We start from the raw sequence: 18,052 nt of genomic DNA on the forward strand, positions 1-18,052 counted from the left end.
TGATCCCGGCTATTTTTTCAGCGCGAGGCCGACGGCGATGAAGGTCCAGCCCTGGAAGATCAGATCGATCGCAAGGAACAGACCGAGCACCCACAGGCTGTTGACCGGCCAGCCCATGGCGATGATCAGACCTGCAAGGGCGCTGATGACACCGGCGGCGACGATCCAGCCCCAGCCGCGTTCCGGCCGATGGCTGTAGCCGACCCAGGCCCTGAGCACCCCTGACGCGACCAGCGCGATCGCCAGCAGGAACGTCAGCACCGCCGAGGCAAGCAACGGATTGCCGAAAGCGAAGAAGCCGGCAACGGCGTACAGCAGTCCGCTGAGCAGCCAGTAGAAGAAGCGGCTCCAGGTCTTGACGCCGAACGCATGCACGATCTCGATGATGCCCGCCATCAGCATCAGCCATCCCACGACGTAGACGGAAGCCACCGTGGCGACGAACAGATTGGCAAAGGCAATGCCGCCGAAGATGAGCAGCAGCACACCGAGCGCGACAAACCATCCCCATTTTGTCCGTGTCTGTTCGATCGCGATTTTCAAGGCGTCGCCATGCAGGGTCATTGTCGCGGTCTCCATCGAGGGCTGCGGAATACTGCGAATGGAAGGTAATCCGGGCGCGGGCCAACGTCCAGTCGATGACCGGCAGCCGGATCGCGGCAAAGCGCGAGCGTATGTCTCGGGTTTAAATCAAATTTTACCAAACGGCCGTCAAAGCTGTCGTCGGTAACCGTGTGTGTTGTGTTAGTGGAGTGGCCATGAGTCCGGTCGGAAGAATCTCTCTGGTGTTGGCCGCTGCGATGCTGGGTGGCGCGGGCGTTGCCAATGCGGGCGAGGGCAGCTGGCTGTCCGGCGACTGGTATCTGACCGTTGGCGCCACTGGCATGGTGGCGCCGAATTTCGAGGGCGGCAAGAAGTACCTGCTCAGCGCCTCGCCGATCATTTCGCTGGGCAAGGCCGGACCTGCCGCCCGCTTTGTCTCGCGCAACGACAACATCTCGCTGGCGCTGGTCGATGATGGCGGTGTCCGCGCCGGCCTGACCGGCAAGTTCCTGTTTTCCCGCGACGATGACAACGCCGATGAGCTGAAGGGCCTCGATCCGGTGCGCTGGGGCGGCGAAGTCGGCGGCTTCTTCGAATTCTATCCGACGGACTGGCTGCGCGCCCGCGCCGAGCTGCGCCACGGCATTCGCGCCCACAACGGCTTTGTCGCCGACATCGCCGCCGACGCCTTTTACGACGTGACGCCGACCGTCAGGATTTCGGGAGGACCGCGTGTTTCCTTCGCCTCAGGCAACTATTTCGACGCCTATTATGGCGTCAACGCGCAGGAAGCGGTGGCCTCGGGCTTGAGCGAATACCATCCCGGTGGCGGGTTGAAATCGACCGGCCTCGGCGGCGCTATCACCTGGAAGGTGACCGAGCCGATGACTGCCAGCCTGTTTGGCGAATATTCGCGCCTGATGGGACCGGCGGCCGATTCCAGCCTGGTCAAGGAGCGTGGCGACCGCAACCAGTTTATGATTGGCGTGTCGACCACCTACCGCTTCGATTTCACGATGTAGGTGAATCGAACGAGAGACGCTTTATTCCTGCGTCTATCTCCGCTAAAAGCCCACCAATGACGAGCTTTTCGCGCCTTCGCGTGCTGACGATACGAATTACCGGCCCGGTGTTCCGGGCGGCCTGAGGGTCGCCGGAACCGCCGGGAATTCTGCGCGCGGCCTCTCGCGCTTTTTCCAGATCATCAGGCATGTCGCCCAAAAGTGGCCCCGGTTTTGGGAAAACGACATGCGCAAAAGTATAGTTCAACGCCCGAGCTCTTTTGCCGCCGGGCAATGCACATGGCAGACCAATGACCGATACAACTGAAACGATCGACTATTCCAAGACGCTTTACCTGCCGCGGACGGATTTCCCGATGCGTGCCGGCTTGCCGGAGAAGGAGCCGCTGCTGGTCAAGCGCTGGCAGGACATGGACCTCTACCGCAAGCTGCGCGAGAGCGCTGCCGGCCGCACGAAATACGTGCTGCATGACGGCCCGCCCTACGCCAACGGCAACATCCATATCGGCCATGCGCTGAACAAGATCCTCAAGGACGTCATCACCCGCTCGTTCCAGATGCGCGGTTACGACTCGAACTATGTGCCCGGCTGGGACTGTCACGGCCTGCCGATCGAATGGAAGATCGAGGAGCAGTACCGCGCCAAGGGCAAGAACAAGGACGAGGTGCCGGTCAACGAATTCCGCAAGGAATGCCGTGAGTTCGCCGCAGGTTGGATCACGGTGCAGGGGGCCGAGTTCCAGCGCCTCGGCGTCATCGGCGACTTCGAGAATCCCTATACGACGATGGCTTTCCATGCCGAGTCGCGGATCGCCGGCGAGCTTTTGAAATTCGCCATGTCGGGCCAGCTCTACCGCGGCTCCAAGCCGGTGATGTGGAGCGTGGTCGAGCGTACGGCGCTGGCCGAGGCCGAGATCGAGTACCACGACTATGAGAGCGACACGATCTGGGTGAAGTTTCCGATCCAGTCTGCTGATGGGGATACGATTTTACACGTCGAGGACGAAGGTGGTGAGCGAACTGGCAGGAAAATTGTCGTAAAGCCGCCGCACAGTTTGTCCCATGCTTCAGTTGTCATCTGGACGACAACGCCTTGGACGATCCCGGGTAACCGGGCGGTAGCCTATTCGCCACGCATTGCCTACGGACTTTACGAGATCGTGGCAGCCGAAAATGACTTTGGCCCTCAGCCCGGTGAGAAGCTGGTCTTTGCCGACGCGCTTGCCGATGAAAGCGCAGCCAAAGCCAAGGTGAATTTTAAGCGACTTCGCACCGTGACAAGCGAGGAACTTGCCAACGTAACGTTAGATCATCCATTTTTTGCGTTAAACGGAGGGTATCATTTCGATGTGCCCATGCTCGTCGGCGACCATGTCACCGACGATGCCGGCACCGGCTTCGTCCACACCGCGCCCGGTCACGGCCGCGAGGACTTTGACGCCTGGATGGACGCGGCGGTGGATCTGCGCGCACGCGGCATCGATCCCGCCATCCCGTTCACCGTCGACGATGGCGGCTTCTTCACCAAGGACGCGCCGGGGTTCGGCCCCGACCGCGAGGGTGGACCGGCACGCGTCATCGATGACAATGGCAAGAAGGGCAACGCCAACCAGGCCGTCATCGACGAGTTGATCAAACGCAACGCGCTGTTCGCGCGTGGCCGGCTGAAGCACAGCTACCCTCACTCCTGGCGGTCCAAGAAACCGATCATCTTCCGCAACACGCCGCAATGGTTCGTCTACATGGACAAGGACCTCGGCGATGGCTCGACGTTGCGCAGCCGGGCGCTCAAGGCCATCGACGACACCCGCTTCGTGCCCGCCGCAGGCCAGAACCGCATCCGCGCCATGATCGAGGAGCGCCCGGACTGGGTGCTGTCGCGCCAGCGCGCCTGGGGCGTGCCGATCGCCGTGTTCGCCGATGCCGACGGCAATGTGCTGAAGGACGAGGCGGTCAACCAGCGCATCATGGACGCTTTCGAGCAGGAAGGCGCCGACGCCTGGTTCGCGGCTGATGCCAAGGAGCGTTTCCTTGGCAATCACGACGCTTCGAAGTGGAAGCAGGTGATGGACATCCTCGACGTCTGGTTCGATTCGGGCTCGACGCATGCCTTCACGCTGGAGGATCGTCCTGACCTGAAATGGCCAGCCGACGTCTATCTCGAAGGCTCCGACCAGCATCGCGGCTGGTTCCATTCGTCGCTGCTGGAGAGCTGCGGCACCAGGGGCAGGGCGCCTTACGACACCGTCGTCACCCATGGCTTCACCATGGACGAGGATGGCCGCAAGATGTCGAAGTCGCTCGGCAACACCGTCGTGCCGCAGGACGTCATCAAGCAGTCGGGCGCCGACATACTGCGTCTGTGGGTGGTGACGACCGACTACTGGGAGGACCAGCGGCTCGGCAAGAACGTGCTGCAGACCAACATCGACGCCTACCGCAAGCTGCGCAACACCATCCGCTGGATGCTGGGTACGCTTGCCCATGACGATGGCGAAGAGGTGCCGATGGAGAAAATGCCGGAGCTGGAGCGGCTGATGCTGCACCGGCTGGCCGAGCTCGATGAGGTCGTGCGTTCGGGCTACGACGCCTTTGAATTCAAGCGCATCACCCGCATGCTGCTCGATTTCATGGTGGTCGAGCTGTCGGCGTTCTATTTCGACATCCGCAAGGATGCGCTCTACTGCGACGCGCCGTCGAGCCTGAAGCGCAAGGCTTCGGTGCAGGTGGTGCGCCATCTCTTCGATTGCCTGGTGAAATGGCTGGCGCCGATGCTGCCTTTCACCACGGAGGAGGCCTGGCTTGACCGTCATCCCGACGCCGTCTCGGTGCATCTCGACCAGTTCCCGCAAATCCCGGCGGACTGGAAGAACGAGGCGCTGGCGGAAAAGTGGCGCCAGGTGCGGCAAGTGCGGCGCGTCGTCACCGGCGCGCTGGAGATCGCGCGCGCCCAGAAGGTGATCGGATCGTCGCTGGAAGCGGTGCCGGTCGTCACAATCAACGACGCAGCGCTCGAAGCGGCGATTTCAGATGTCGACATGGCCGAGATGGCGATCACCAGCGATCTGGTCATCGCTCATGGCGAGGCACCGGCTGGTGCCTTCGCGATCGACGACGTCAAGGGTGTCGCCGTGGTGGTCGAGAAGGCCGAGGATCGTGGCCTGTTAAAATGTGCACGCTCCTGGCGCTACACCGCCGATGTCGGCCAGGATCCGGAATTCCCGGATGTTTCGGCTAGGGATGCGGCGGTGCTGCATGAATTGAAGACGCTTGGCCGACTTTAACGGTTAGTCGGCTGGATCGGTGCACAAATGCCACGCCGGGCGGGCGAAAACCGCCCGCGCGTTGCCCTTAACGAGTGGTTGAGGTAAACACGCGAAACTCCGGAAGACAAATTGTCGCCGGATTTCCGTCGCAAGTGCTTGGACGATGGGGACCGGCCACAAGGCCGGCGGCAATCGAGAGGCTGTCTAGAGTGGGACTTTTTGGCATGACCGAGAGATATAACGCGCGCTTGGCGCTGCTGGCGCCGCTTGTCGCGTCGGGCCTCGCTTTGTCCGGCTGCATGGGCTCTCCGACCTACGGCACCGACAAGACCGCCGGCGAACAGCTGGCCGGCGATATTTCAGGTGCCTTTTCATTCGCGCCGAAGCGCAAGGAACAGATCGACTACAAGCCGCGTCCGACGCTTGTGAAGCCGGCGCCAGGCCAGAAGGAAGCGCTGCCGGCCCCGCAGGACAGCATCGAGACGGCGAGCGCCGAATGGCCCGAATCGCCCGAGCAGCGCCGCGCCCGCCTGCGCGCCGACGCCACCGCCCATCAGAACGACCCGGCTTACCAGTCGGAGATCGTCGACGACGTGCAGACCGATCCGGCCTCGGTGAAGAGGGCAATGGCGGAATCAGGCTCGAGCCACCCGCCGGCATGGACACCGGCCGATTCCGACAAGGGTCGCGCCGCCGAGATCCAGCGCCGCCTTGCCGACAGCAAGCAGGGCGATCCGAACACCCGCAAATATCTGAGCGAGCCTCCAGTGCAGTATCGTGTCGCGGCCGGCACGGCGCCGCAGAACGAGCTTGGCGAGGACGAGTACAAGAAGGAACGCCGTCTCAAGAAAGAGGCGGAAGGCAAGAAGGGCAGCGGCTGGTTCGACTGGATGCCGTCCCTGTAAAAACCGCTTCTTTCTTATTTCTTGCCGAAGGGCGCCCGGCTCAGCCGCGCCGTTCCCGGAAAAATCCTTTGAGCAACAAGGCCGCCTCGGTCTCGCCCATGCCTGGATAGATGTCGGGCCTGTGGTGGCAGGTTGGCGATGCGAAGAAGCGCACGCCATTGACCACCGCGCCGCCCTTGTCGTCGGCGGCACCGAAATAAAGCCGGCGCAGCCGGGCGAAGGAAATTGCGCCGGCGCACATGGCGCAAGGTTCCAGCGTCACATAGAGATCATGGCCGGTCAGCCGCTCGGCCGACAGTTTGCGGCAAGCTTCGCGGATGACCAGCATCTCGGCATGCGCGGTCGGGTCGGCAAGTTCGCGTGTGCGGTTGCCGGCGCTGGCGACAACACCAGCGCCATTGGCGATGACGGCGCCGACCGGCACTTCGCCTCGCAAGGCGGCAGCCTCGGCCTCCTTCAGCGCCAGCGCCATGAAATCGGGCCGCTTCACGCGATTTCCACTCTGATTATCTCCTCGCCACCTGACGGTGATCCTGTTATGGAGCGCAGGACCTCGAAAATCGGGACTCGGTTTTCGAAAATGATCATGCGCCACATCAAAAGTGCTACAGCGTTCGTTGCGCGCCCGAAAGGATGCGCCACGCTGTAGCAGCGCAAACGGATAAAGGCCACATGGACGACAACGACAAGAAATTCCGACCCAGGAAGGGTCCGGCCAAGAGTGGGCCGAAAGCCGCGGGACCGCGCAGCCGTGATGGCGCCGCCGGCAAGGGCGGCAAGCCGTCCTTTGGCGCCAAGAAGCCTTACGCACCGCGTGGCGATCGGCCGATGGCCGCCGATGGCGAGCGGCCGAAGCGCGATTTCAAGGGCGGCGACAAGCCTTTCAGCAAAGGCCCGCGACCCGAAGGGAAGCCTTTTGAGAAGCGCGAAGGGCCGCGCAAGCCCTACGCACCGCGCGGCGACCGCCGGATGGCCGCCGAAGGCGAGCGCAAGCCCTATGAAAAGCGCGAGGGGCCGCGCAAGCCTTATGCGCCCCGTGGAGATCGCCCGGTGGCCGCCGAAGGCGAGCGCAAGCCCTATGAAAAGCGCGAGGGGCCGCGCAAGCCTTATGCCCCCCGTGGCGATCGCCCGGCTGCGGCGGCAGCGGGCGGCGAAAAGCGTTTCGACCGTCCCAAGCGTGATTTCAGTGACCGCGCGCCGCGCGACGCCGGCGATCGCCCGAAGCGTGACTTCGCCGACCGCCCCAAGCGCGATTTCAGCGACCGCCCCAAGCGCGACTTTGGCGATCGGCCGCAAGGCGCATCGGGTGGCAGCTTCAAGCCACGCCCGCGTCCCGCCGAGGGCGCGGAAGAGGCAGGCGAGCGCATCGCCAAGCGGCTGGCGCGCGCCGGCCTGGCCTCGCGCCGCGATGCCGAGGAGCTGATCGCCGCCGGCCGCGTCAAGGTCAATGGCCGCGCCCTGACTTCACCGGCCTTCAACGTCATGCCTGATGACATCATCCATCTCGACGGCATGGAAATCCCGCCGATCGAGCGCACCCGGCTGTTCCTGTTCCACAAGCCGGCCGGCGTCGTCACCACCAACCGCGATCCCGAGGGCCGCAAGACCGTCTTCGACGTGCTGCCGGCTGAATTGCCGCGGCTGATGACCATCGGCCGGCTCGACATCAACACCGAAGGCCTGCTGCTGCTCACCAATGATGGCGGCCTCTCGCGCGTGCTCGAACTGCCGGCCACCGGCTGGCTGCGCCGCTACCGGGTGCGCGTCCACGGCAAGGTCGAGGAAAGCGCGCTTGCGGGCCTCCGTGAAGGCATTGCCGTCGACGGCGTGTTCTACGGTGCCATCGAAGCGACGCTCGACCGTGAGCAAGGCACCAATGCCTGGCTGACGATCGGCCTGCGCGAGGGCAAGAACCGCGAAGTCAGGAACATCCTGGGTTCGCTCGGCCTCGACGTTACGCGGCTGATCCGCATCTCCTACGGGCCGTTCCAGCTCGATGACCTCGCCGAGGGCCATGTGCTGGAGATCAAGGGGCGCGTGCTGCGTGACCAACTCGGCGAGCGCCTGGTCGAGGAATCCGGCGCCAATTTCGACGCCGATGTCACCAAGCCGTTTTCCAACAAGCCGGTGCGGCGCACCGAAGTTCGCGAGCCGGAGCCGGAGCGGCCGAAATTCACCCGCGACGGTGAGCGCCGCCCGATCGGGGAGGGCGGTCTGATCAAGAACCGCAAACGCCGCGAAGGCAGCCGCGACGAGGCTCTGGGCAAACTGTCGACAAGTCCCGACAGAAGCGCGGAGAAGAGTTTTGGCGAACGCGGCCCGCGTCCCGAACGCAGCTTCGGCGACAAGCCGCGCGGCAATTTTGGCGACAAACCGCGCGGTGGCTTCGGTGACAAGCCACGCGGCGGTTTCGGCGACAAGCCTCGGGGTGGTGGCAAAAAGTCCGAGCGCGAGCAGCGGCCGATCGAGCCGCCCGGCCAGCGCAAGGCCAATGTCTGGATGGCACCGGGCGCGCGGCCGATCGGCAAGGGCAGGGCCGACGCAGACGCAGCCAAGGCCGCTGAAGCAAAGGCGCGAAAGGCATCGTTCAAGCCGACCTATGGCAAACCGGCCGGTGCCAAGCCGTTCGGCAAGCCGAGAGGCGAACGTCCGGGCGGGGCCGGCGGCGGTGAGCGTCCGCGCAATGGTCCCCGAGGCCCCAAAGCGAGATGAGAATCGTCGGTGGTGAGTTTCGCGGGCGTCCGCTGGCGACGCCCCGTTCGAGCGCCATCCGTCCGACGACCGATCGCACCCGCGAGGCGGTCTTCAACGTGCTGGCGCATCGCTTTGCCGCGCAGTTGGACGGTGCGCGCGTGCTCGACCTGTTCGCCGGCACCGGCGCGCTGGGGCTCGAAGCCCTGTCGCGCGGTGCCTCCTACGGGGTCTTCATCGAGGAATCGGCCGAAGGCCGTGGCCTGATCCGCGACAATGTCGAGGCCTTTGGGCTGACCGGCCGCACCAAGATCTTCCGTCGCGACGCCACGGGCCTCGGCGAGGCCGGCACGCTGGCGCCGTTCGGCCTCGTCTTCGCCGACCCGCCCTATGGCAAGGGTCTTGGCGAGCGCGCCTTGCAGTCGGCGAAAGCCGGCGGCTGGCTTCGCCCCGGCGCGCTGTGCGTGGTCGAAGAGGCGGCAGTGGCGCCGTTCGAGCCTGGTCCCGGCTTTTCGGTGCTGGACGAGCGCAACTATGGCGAGACCGTTATCCGCTTTGTCGAGGCGGTCTGATAGCCTGCATCCTTGGCCGGGCCTCATGGGCCGGCCTCTTTGCCGCCGCCTTTGCCGGCAACATGACCAACAATTCACTTTGCTTGTCGCCAGCACCTTGCCTATCGTCCGCCAAAGCAATTCCAGGAAAAGTGTGAAGCGGTTTTCCGCCCAGAATTGCGACAAAACAAAGAGATAGAGCGGTTCAACGTTTCCGTGAAACGATGAACCGCTCTACGAAACCGGAGCCGTTGATGACATCCAGGATTGAATGGCTGCGCGGAACGCTGTTGGCGACCTCTTTGGCTTTTGCGATAACCGGTCCGGTGCTGGCCGAGAGCCCCGTCTTGCCCAACACGGTTCCGGCCGAGTTCAAGGTCACGGATTTCCTGCTCGACAACGGCATGGAGGTGGTCGTCATTCCCGACCACCGTGCGCCGATCGTCACCCACATGGTCTGGTACAAGATCGGCAGCGCCGACGAGCCGCCCGGCAAATCCGGCATTGCGCATTTCTTCGAACATCTGATGTTCAAGGCGACGACCAACCATGCGGCCGGCGAGTTCGACCGCGCCATCTCCGATATCGGCGGCTCCAACAACGCCTTCACCTCTTACGACTACACCGCCTTCCACGAAACGGTGGCGCCGTCGGCGCTCGAGCTGATGATGAGCTTCGAGGCCGATCGCATGCGCAATCTCATTCTCACCGACGATGTGATCAAGACCGAGCGCGATGTCATCCTCGAGGAGCGCCGCTCGCGCATCGACAACAGCCCCGAGGCCGTGCTGGACGAGGAGGTCGATGCGACGCTGTGGCAGAACCAGCCCTATCGCATCCCGGTCATCGGCTGGATGCAGGAGATGCAGCAGCTGAACCGCGCCGACGCTGTTGCCTTCTATGACAAATATTACCGGCCCAACAACGCGGTGCTGATCGTCGCCGGCGATGTCGAACCGGACACGGTGCGGGCGCTGGCCGAAAAGACCTATGGCAAGGTGGCACGCGGCCCCGATCTGCCGCCGCGCATCCGTCCGGTCGAGCCGGAGCAGAACACCAAGCGCACGGTGACGCTCGCCGATGCCCGCGTCAGCGTGCCGAGCTTTTCCACCCAATGGGTGGTGCCGTCCTATCACACCGGCAAGCCGGGCGAGGCGGAAGCGCTCGACCTCTTGGCGGAGATCCTTGGCGGCGGCAATCGCAGCCGGCTCTACCAGGCGCTCGTCGTCCAGCAAGGTATCGCATCCAGCGCCGGCGCCTTTTTCCAGGGCACCATGCTCGACGACACCAACTTCACCGTCTATGGCGCGCCGCGCGGGGATGCCAAGATTTCCGACGTCGAAGCGGCGGTCGATGCCGAAGTGGTGCGCATCGTCAAGGACGGCGTCACGCCATCGGAGCTGGAGAAGGCCAAGGACCGCTATGTCAGGTCGATGATTTTTGCCCGCGACAAGCAGGATTCCATGGCCAACATTTACGGCTCGACGCTGGCCACCGGCGGCAATGTGCAGGACGTCCAGCAATGGACGGACCGCATCCGCAAGGTCACGACAGATGAGGTCAAGGCCGTCGCCGCGCGCTACCTGGTGCTCGCCCGGTCGACCACCGGCTATCTCTTGCCGCAGCAACAGGCGGGGAATTGATTTGATGAGCACGAACGCGGTACGCGCACCCCTCACCACCCTCTTCCTCTCCGTCCTCTTCCTCATCCTGCCGGCACTCACCGCGCGGGCCATGGAGATCCAGTCCGTCACCTCGCCGAAGGGCATCACCGCCTGGCTGGTCGAGGACTATTCCGTGCCGGTCGTCGCCATCCGCTTCGTCTTCGGCGGCGGCTCGACGCAGGATCCGGTCGGCAAGGAAGGGCTGGCCAATCTGATGACCGGCCTGTTCGACGAAGGCGCCGGCCCGCTTGACAGTGAAGACTTCCAGATCAAGCTCGACGATGCCGGCGCCGAGATGAGCTTCGACGAGAGCCGCGACGGCATCTACGGCTCGATGCGCATGCTGGCCGAGCAGCGCGACCAGGCCTTCGACCTGTTGCGGCTGGCGGTCAACGAGCCGCGTTTCGACCAGCTGCCGATCGACCGCATTCGCTCCCAGATCCTGTCCGGCATCATCGCCGGCGAGAATGATCCCGACACGGTGGCGCAGAACAAATGGGCGCGCGCCCTCTATGGCGATCATCCCTATTCCCGCTCCGACCAGGGCACCAAGGAAAGCATCGCCGCCATCACGCCCGATGATCTCAAAGCCTTGCACAAAGCGGTGTTCGCCCGCGGCGGCCTGCATGTTGCCGTCGTCGGCGCCATCGACGCGGAGACGCTGAAGAAGAAGCTCGACATGGTGTTCGGCGACCTGCCGCAAAACCAGGCGCTGAGGCCGGTGGCCGATATCGACCCGAAGCTGGCGCAGCATATCGAGGTCGACTACGACCTGCCGCAGACCTCCCTGCAGCTCGCTTTTCCCGGCGTGAAGCGCAAAGCGGCGGATTTCTTCCCCGCCGTGCTGATGAACGAGATCCTCGGCGGCGGCACCTTCACCTCGCGCCTGTTCCAGGAGGTGCGCGAGAAGCGCGGGCTGGCCTACAGCGTCAACTCCTCGCTCATCAACCAGGACCACGCCAGCGCGCTGATCGTCAGCACCGGCACCCGCTCCGACCGCGCGGCCGAGACGCTGGGCATCGTCCGTGACGTGGTCAAGCGACTGGCCGAAGAAGGCCCGACCGAAGCGGAGCTGGCGGCGACCAAGAAATACATGATCGGCGCCTACGCCATCAACAATCTGGACTCGTCCAGCGCCATCGCCTCGACGCTGGTCGAACTGCAACTCGACGATCTCGGTATCGACTACATGCAGCGCCGCGCCGGCTACATCAACGCGGTGACGCTCGACCAAGTCAAGGCGGCGGCGAAAAAGCTGCTGACGACCGAGCCGACCATCATGGTCATCGGCCCGAAATTGGCCGGAGCCGGCAAGGGATGAGCCCGACCTTCGGCATCGCCTTCGGCGGCGGCGGCGCGCGCGGGCTGGCGCATATCCATGTCATCGAGGCGCTGGACGAGCTGGGCATCAAGCCGGTGGCGATTGCCGGCTCGTCGATCGGCGCCATCATGGGCGCCGGTATGGCCGCCGGCATGACCGGCAAGGAGATCCACGACTATGCCCGCTCGATCCTCGGCCGCCGCGCCCAAGTGGCGAGCCGCATGTGGCGGGCGCGGCCGGGCACGATCGCCGAAGCCATGCAGGTCCGCGTCAGCCAGTTCAACGTCGAGCGCGTCCTGAAAGCCTTTCTGCCGGAGGCCATCCCCGAAACCTTTGCCGAGCTGAAAATCCCGCTGAAGGTGACGGCGACCGACTATTTCGGCCACAAGCTGGCCGTCTTCGAAGACGGCGACCTGCATTCCGCGCTGGCGGCGTCAGCAGCCATTCCCGCCGTGTTCCGCCCGGTGACGCGCGACGGCAGGCTGTTGATCGACGGCGGCATCTACAACCCCGTGCCGTTCGACCTGATCGAGAACGATGCCGACATCATCATCGGCGTCGACGTCGTCGGCGCGCCGGAAGAGGCCGACCGCAAACAGCCGACCTCCGTCGACCTGATGTTCGGCGCCACGCAACTGATGATGCAATCGATCATCGCCAACAAGCTGAAGCAGTGTCGCCCCGACATCCTGGTCCGCCCGGCGGTCTCAAAATACCGCGTGCTCGATTTCCTGAAGATCGACGCCCTGATGAGCGACACGGCTGACATCAAGGACGAGCTGAAGCGGCAGGTGGAGAAGGTGTTGGAGGCGCGGGCTGGCGCCGCCGTCAAAGCGAGGCGAGGAAAGCAGATCGGGTGAGGATGCATCTTCCCGACGCGATCTGGAAGGAAAGAGGCTCCAACCGATTTACGATTTCGCCGCCACCGGCGCATACTCCAGCGCCACCACGCCGTTGTCGAACGGCTTGGCGGAAATCAGTTCGAGCGAGACCGGCTCGCCAACTGGGAACAGCGGCTTGCCTTGGCCCACAGTGCCTGGATAGCTGAGCAGCCTGACGCGGTCGACAAGGCCGTGACGCAGCAATTCCTGCGCAACGCTCAGGCTGCCATGCACATAGATGTTGCCGCCGCTGCCCTGCTTCAGCGTCCTGACCGCTTCCGGCAGGGAGCCCTTCAGCAATTCGGCCGGCTTCCACTCGAGCGCCTTCAGGCTGGTCGAGGCGACATATTTGGGCAGCGCGTTGAACCGGTCGGCAAAATCTCCGGTTTCCTTGGGCCAGGAGCCGGCAAACATCTCATAAGTCGTGCGCCCCAAAAGCATGGCGCCGCTGTCGGCAAGCTCATCCTCCTTGAACCTGTTCATCTCGTCGTTCCAGGTCACGCTGGGCAGCTTCTCGACCTCGGCAATGCCATCGACGCTGATGAATTCGGTGACGATAAGTTTTCGCATGGCGATCTCCTTCTTTGGTCAGAGGACGAACCGCGCGGGGCGTTTGCGACACGCTTCGGAAAAAATCGGGGCGCCTTGTCGTTTTCAGTCAATGGCAGAGGCATGCATTGACCTCAACCGGCCTGACGGCGCCCCGCAATTGATGATGCAGTCGATCATCGCCAACAAGCTGAGACAATGCCGCCCCGACATCCTGGTCCGCCCGGCAGTGTCGAAATACCGCGTCCTCGATTTCCTGAAGATCGACGCCTTGATGGGCGAGACAGCGGATCTCAAGGACGAACTGAAGCGGCAGGTGGAGAAGGTGCCGGAGGCGCGAGGCTAGCGCCGCCGTTAAAGCGAGGCGGGGAAAGCAGGTCGGGTGAGGATGGTGGCGTGCCGGTAAGACCTGGCGCCCATTCTGCTTGCCGAACTGGCTTAAGCGAACAACAGGCGACCTATGGAAACGGTCGCATTTGACCCGATGCGGCCATAGGCGAGTTCACAAGCGAATGGCGGCTTTGCGCCTCATCTCGGTCGTCGAGCAGACCTAGACGCACCCCTAAAGCGGACACTGTTCGTTCGCACCATTGAGGCTGCCAAGTACGGATATCATATTCAGCCATTGTGGCGGCGCAGGTATGAGCAGGTATGAGATGACCACTGACGTCAGATAAATAATCCACGTTGCCGGTAAGCTTATTGTTGTTGATGCAGCGCCGCGCAGTTAGACTCGCAGCATGCACGAGATTCCCGACAATATATTTGCAGCGCAGCAGATGCTGACGGAGCTGGTAAAGTCCCGGGCAGAGAATCTCGGTTCGATTTTTCGCCCGTACGAAGTGAAAGCCAGCATTGCTGCCGCAGGCTGCCTGCTTACGGTTCCGGCACTTCAAGCAAACACAGTCAGGCTTGAGGCCATCGCACATCTGATCATCGCCAGCGCGGCCGGGAAGAAGAAGCCGAACAAGCAGGATGCAGCCCGGTGGTTCAAGCAGGTGGGGCAAGCCTTTGCGCGCATGGAGGATGCGGCCGAGGACGTGTTTGTCGCCCGCGTGCATATGGACGGACGAAACTATCGCGTTCTTGAGGGGTTGGCAGAGGCAAACGGCCATCACTTGCAGCATATGCTAACGGCCGTCGAGAACATGCCCGACCACGGAGTGTATGCCGCGCTCAAGCATTCCTGCCGCGCGATGCTTGTGCTCTCTGACCTTGTCTGTGCCCGCTCAGGACTGGATGCCTTTTGCGGTGGTGGTGAATACGGTTTCGATGCGCTGCCGGTCGATGATCTTCCTACCCTCAAAACGCTGGCGGCTCGCGTAACCTTTTCGAATGACGACCTAGCCCGTGCAGGCTTTAGTCACCGAGCGATTGGCCGGTTTTGCTTGCCGCCATCAAAGCGCAAGGTGGGTTTTGGCGGTTACGGCGAAAGCTGGCTGGAGAGATGCCCCCTCATTGATTTTCAGGACGAGATCGTAGTGGCACTGCCGTCGGCAATGGGAACCGCCATACGCAGGGCAGTGATCGAGACTTGTCAGGACGCTGGGGCCGAGTTTGCGCTGCGAACCGGCCTGCTTATTGCCCAGACCGATGAGCTCTCCCTGAACCCTGCAATTTCGCGTATCGACATCCCTCCCACCGAGATGAAGCGAGATTCCAACGTGGTTCCGTCCGAACCCGTTGAGTTCCAGGCAGGTCTGTGGTTCCAACTCATCCTGCTGACGGATGATTTCACCGGTTTTGATGAAACGGGGTTCAATCGGCCCGGGCCATCCGGTGAGAAGGCGCAGGCTGAGCTACAGCAAGCGATAGATGATGCCGTTAACAACATCAAAACCCGACCGGGTTTCAAACTTGGACTTTCGTTGGTTGTCCTTTGCGGCTTTGGCCGGGGGCAAATGGTGGAGTTTACCCGCCCTTCCCACTGGTTAGTCGAAGGCATTAGTAGCTACGACCTCGATGTGCTCGGGTGGCGACCCGACTTCGATATCGCCGAACTCTTGAAGTTTCTTCTGGCCGAAGGCACTGCCGGACAGATGGGCTTTCCGTTGGCAGCGATAAACGGCCTTCTGGCGCGTATTGGCTTTGCCTACGGCAACAACGGCCACGTCGTGCCACACGAAGCTATGCCGGATGGCACCGAGAGCGCCACGCTCATGGTGCCCACAAATGCACATTTGCGGCTCAGGGCGGAGCACCATGCCCGCTTTGACATGCACGCGGTGCACGATGCGGCAGGTAATATGCTTGTTGTCCGCCGCAAAGACGGCGGAAAGCGTTCGCCCCAAAATACACAACGGATCTACGTCTCCCACCTTGATGCCCGAGTACTCCGCTACCGCGGGGTGTGGAGATCGGGTAGTCGAACATGGTGGCTCGAAACCGTACCGTCAGCGGAACGCTCAAACCTCTATCCCATCTTCGAGATGCAGATGGTCTGGATGGAGCGGCTTGCCCCGATATTGGCGCGACTCGTACCAAGTCTGCCGGATGTTCTGACATGGAAGCTTGTCACGCCTACATGGCCGGTCATCAGGTCAATAGAGATCAATCCGCCGCCGCCAGAAGAATTGAAGGCAGACATCCGGGCATCCTGCGATCAGGAGGAGCGCGTTGTTACCACGGAGATCGGGTTGCCGTTCTTTAACGGCCTTTCACATGCCGGCAATGTCTCGGAGGTCTCCTTGATAGAGGCGTTCGTTGAGCAGGTTGTTACGCTCGCAGAAGGCACCGAGTTCAATGTTGCCGAGCTTTTGCATGAAATCGTTCCTTCACCTGAAGCACGGCAACTCCATGCGTTCGCACCGCAGGGCTTCCGTGATCATGTTCGTGGATCGGTTCCCCGGAAAGTAGTTAAGATAAGTTGCTTTGATGATGCCGCGCTGCGGTTGGGATTGGGTTGGCATGGGCTTCCCCGGCCGGGTGGCACGGTCCACGGACGTGACGAATGCACCAAAGTGCTAAACGCGATCACTATCGCCGCAGAGGAAATGTTCTGCGGCCATCTCAGGCAATTTGAGAGGCACGCCCTGATCAGTCGCGTCGTGGACAATCACGAAGCATCCATAATCGACAAGTCTCGATGGGAGCGTACCTCGGGCGCTATCCTCGACCTTTCGGCGAACCCTCAAGAATCCCGAGAAGAGATTTATGATAACATCCTGAAAGCCAACGCCACGGGATATGCGAGCCGCGTCATTCTGGAAGCAGCAATTTGTGAATGCCCGGTGGACAGCGGCTTCGATGTTGCAGATTTTGACCTTTCCAACCTGATGGCTCTGGCGATGATGATCCATCATCTCGGGGGTTATTCCGACGCCATCCACTACGAAGGCATGCGCCCTGAAATACGCATCTCTCCGGCAGGTGAGGTGCAGATCGATGTTTCGTTCTTCGACACTATCGTGACGCCGGTGGGAGAATCCTTTTTTAGCGGACAGATCGACAAAAATCGTCGCGATTATTCAGAGTTGCTGCATGATCCTGAACTAGTCACCGCAGAGCAGGTCACCAGCCGGACGGACGTACGTTTTGCCGCAGCATGGGAAGCGGAGATGGGCGTATCCCTAAGGGATTTCCGCACAGCGCTTGAGGCGCTGGAAAATCGACTGTTCGACACCGGGCAAGCATGGGAGATATTGCCCAGACCCGCATTGCTCGAATACCTCGCTGAGCATGTCGATTGTGCGGAACAGTTCGTTGCATCCCTTGAATTACTTCCGCGTGATGGATGGAAAACCATCCCGCAGCCGTACACCGAACAGGATCGGCAGCCGTGGCGCTTCAGGCGCAGACTATCCATCGCGAGGCGCCCTATTCTTCGGTTGGAGCCGTCTCCTGAGTCGGATGTCATGATTACGCCCGGAATGATCCGAGAGGCGTTCGGCATTCAACTCCACAATTTCTACTACGGTCAGTATGACCGAAGCTCGCTTGCCTCGAAGGAGATGCAAAGTTGGCGCGAGCATATTGTCGCGAAGGAAGCCGTAGAATTCGAGGAACGGGTCGTCAAACGATTGCAGGGCCTTGGATGGTGGACGAAGAGACGAGTGACATTCCCCCAGGTCCTCGGCCGCAAGCTTTCCGAAGATCCAGGCGATATTGACGTGCTGGCATGGCATCCTGATGGACGTGTCATGCTTCTCGAATGCAAAGACCTCCAGTTTGCCAAAACATCCAGCGAGATTGCGAAGCAGCTCTACAAATTTCGCGGCAAGACGGATGAGAAGGGACGCTCCGACCTACTCGGCAAGCACCTCAAGAGGTTAGATCTTGCGCGGGAAAACGCTGCCGCGTTTCAATCTCATCTCAAGCTGGCTGATGTGCGGATTGATGGTGCTCTGGTCTTCGCACACACGGTCCCGATGAGCTTTGCGTCCGAGCGGATAGGCCATGCCATAACGCTGCTAGCCTATGACCAGTTGGAAGTGGCGTTTGGACGCTAGTCCGAGGACCTAGACTAGTGCGTACCTGACGTTCTCCTTCCGGCCCAGTTCGGCTACAGGAAATCGTTTCCCATTCTTAAGCGGATGAGTCTGACGTTCTACGGCGCCTACGGGGTGGAGATCGGAAGTTGCTTCGCCCACTTGCTCAGGTCCGGATCGCACTAATTTGACACATAAGCCGTCTATTATTTGACGGTACTGGGCGCGGCAC

At 62.1% G+C, this 18,052-nt stretch carries 13 protein-coding genes and 1 pseudogene; 10 read left to right on the forward strand and 4 right to left on the reverse strand.

The window, feature by feature from the left end; all coding sequences use genetic code 11:
• Positions 1-9 precede the first annotated feature (9 nt).
• Complete coding sequence (locus tag NKH97_RS25305; RefSeq protein ID WP_023813540.1) at positions 10-564, reverse strand: HdeD family acid-resistance protein; 555 nt, start codon at positions 562-564, stop codon at positions 10-12.
• Positions 565-758: 194 nt separating this feature from the next.
• Here NKH97_RS25305 and NKH97_RS25310 point away from each other — a divergent pair, with 194 nt between their 5' ends.
• Complete coding sequence (locus NKH97_RS25310; protein ID WP_023813541.1) at positions 759-1,565, forward strand: MipA/OmpV family protein; 807 nt, start codon at positions 759-761, stop codon at positions 1,563-1,565.
• On the opposite strand, the gene NKH97_RS25315 is transcribed toward NKH97_RS25310, so the two are convergent.
• Complete coding sequence (locus NKH97_RS25315; RefSeq protein ID WP_127257956.1) at positions 1,555-1,812, reverse strand: hypothetical protein; 258 nt, start codon at positions 1,810-1,812, stop codon at positions 1,555-1,557. The genes NKH97_RS25310 and NKH97_RS25315 overlap by 11 nt on opposite strands.
• Before the next feature lie 43 nt (positions 1,813-1,855).
• Between NKH97_RS25315 and ileS the strand changes: the two genes are divergently transcribed.
• Together ileS and NKH97_RS25325 are read left to right on the forward strand one after the other, a co-directional pair.
• On the forward strand, positions 1,856-4,849 hold the full coding sequence (gene ileS, locus NKH97_RS25320) for an isoleucine--tRNA ligase (RefSeq protein WP_023813542.1): 2,994 nt from the start codon (positions 1,856-1,858) through the stop codon (positions 4,847-4,849).
• A 206-nt stretch (positions 4,850-5,055) separates the two neighbouring features.
• A complete protein-coding gene (locus NKH97_RS25325; protein ID WP_023813543.1) occupies positions 5,056-5,736 on the forward strand; it encodes a hypothetical protein in 681 nt (226 codons plus the stop codon).
• 40 nt (positions 5,737-5,776) lie between these two features.
• Here NKH97_RS25325 and NKH97_RS25330 read toward each other — a convergent pair whose 3' ends face one another.
• The gene (locus tag NKH97_RS25330; RefSeq protein ID WP_023813544.1) at positions 5,777-6,226 is read right to left on the reverse strand and encodes a nucleoside deaminase; all 450 of its coding nucleotides are present in this window, start codon (positions 6,224-6,226) and stop codon (positions 5,777-5,779) included.
• A 182-nt stretch (positions 6,227-6,408) separates the two neighbouring features.
• Here NKH97_RS25330 and NKH97_RS25335 point away from each other — a divergent pair, with 182 nt between their 5' ends.
• The 5 genes from NKH97_RS25335 (at position 6,409) to NKH97_RS25355 (ending at position 12,823) form a co-directional block, all read left to right on the forward strand.
• Entirely contained in the window at positions 6,409-8,448 is a 2,040-nt protein-coding gene (locus NKH97_RS25335; protein WP_352799020.1) for a pseudouridine synthase, read from the forward strand.
• Positions 8,445-8,999, forward strand: coding sequence for a 16S rRNA (guanine(966)-N(2))-methyltransferase RsmD (gene rsmD / locus NKH97_RS25340; protein WP_023813546.1), 555 nt, complete (start codon positions 8,445-8,447; stop codon positions 8,997-8,999). Before NKH97_RS25335 ends, rsmD begins: the two co-directional genes overlap by 4 nt.
• Positions 9,000-9,232: 233 nt before the next feature.
• A complete protein-coding gene (locus tag NKH97_RS25345) occupies positions 9,233-10,621 on the forward strand; it encodes a M16 family metallopeptidase (RefSeq protein ID WP_352799022.1) in 1,389 nt (462 codons plus the stop codon).
• A gap of 4 nt (positions 10,622-10,625) precedes the next feature.
• The gene (locus NKH97_RS25350; RefSeq protein ID WP_352799023.1) at positions 10,626-11,963 is read left to right on the forward strand and encodes a M16 family metallopeptidase; all 1,338 of its coding nucleotides are present in this window, start codon (positions 10,626-10,628) and stop codon (positions 11,961-11,963) included.
• Positions 11,960-12,823 (forward strand): patatin-like phospholipase family protein, encoded by an 864-nt coding sequence (locus tag NKH97_RS25355; protein WP_352799024.1) that lies wholly within the window; start codon positions 11,960-11,962, stop codon positions 12,821-12,823. The genes NKH97_RS25350 and NKH97_RS25355 overlap by 4 nt, the downstream gene beginning before the upstream one ends.
• Before the next feature lie 48 nt (positions 12,824-12,871).
• On the opposite strand, the gene NKH97_RS25360 is transcribed toward NKH97_RS25355, so the two are convergent.
• Complete coding sequence (locus tag NKH97_RS25360; RefSeq protein ID WP_352799026.1) at positions 12,872-13,414, reverse strand: dihydrofolate reductase family protein; 543 nt, start codon at positions 13,412-13,414, stop codon at positions 12,872-12,874.
• 127 nt (positions 13,415-13,541) lie between these two features.
• Here NKH97_RS25360 and NKH97_RS25365 point away from each other — a divergent pair.
• Positions 13,542-13,779, forward strand: a pseudogene (locus tag NKH97_RS25365) (patatin-like phospholipase family protein); the annotation flags it as partial.
• A gap of 354 nt (positions 13,780-14,133) precedes the next feature.
• Positions 14,134-17,841 carry an anti-phage protein Upx-like protein gene (locus NKH97_RS25370; RefSeq protein WP_352799028.1) on the forward strand — a complete coding sequence of 1,236 codons (3,708 nt, stop codon included), beginning with the start codon at positions 14,134-14,136 and terminating at the stop codon, positions 17,839-17,841.
• Positions 17,842-18,052 lie beyond the last annotated feature (211 nt).

The sequence above is a fragment of the Mesorhizobium sp. M0870 genome (assembly GCF_040319775.1).
Taxonomy (GTDB): domain Bacteria; phylum Pseudomonadota; class Alphaproteobacteria; order Rhizobiales; family Rhizobiaceae; genus Mesorhizobium.

Coding starts and splice junctions, on each gene's coding strand:
- NKH97_RS25325 (WP_023813543.1), top strand. CDS start 5,056: ATGACCGAGAGATATAACGCGCGCTTGGCGCTGCTGGCGCCGCTTGTC.
- NKH97_RS25310 (WP_023813541.1), top strand. CDS start 759: ATGAGTCCGGTCGGAAGAATCTCTCTGGTGTTGGCCGCTGCGATGCTG.
- NKH97_RS25355 (WP_352799024.1), top strand. CDS start 11,960: ATGAGCCCGACCTTCGGCATCGCCTTCGGCGGCGGCGGCGCGCGCGGG.
- NKH97_RS25350 (WP_352799023.1), top strand. CDS start 10,626: ATGAGCACGAACGCGGTACGCGCACCCCTCACCACCCTCTTCCTCTCC.
- NKH97_RS25345 (WP_352799022.1), top strand. CDS start 9,233: ATGACATCCAGGATTGAATGGCTGCGCGGAACGCTGTTGGCGACCTCT.
- NKH97_RS25360 (WP_352799026.1), bottom strand. CDS start 13,414: ATGCGAAAACTTATCGTCACCGAATTCATCAGCGTCGATGGCATTGCC.
- rsmD (WP_023813546.1), top strand. CDS start 8,445: ATGAGAATCGTCGGTGGTGAGTTTCGCGGGCGTCCGCTGGCGACGCCC.
- ileS (WP_023813542.1), top strand. CDS start 1,856: ATGACCGATACAACTGAAACGATCGACTATTCCAAGACGCTTTACCTG.
- NKH97_RS25335 (WP_352799020.1), top strand. CDS start 6,409: ATGGACGACAACGACAAGAAATTCCGACCCAGGAAGGGTCCGGCCAAG.
- NKH97_RS25305 (WP_023813540.1), bottom strand. CDS start 564: ATGACCCTGCATGGCGACGCCTTGAAAATCGCGATCGAACAGACACGG.
- NKH97_RS25370 (WP_352799028.1), top strand. CDS start 14,134: ATGCACGAGATTCCCGACAATATATTTGCAGCGCAGCAGATGCTGACG.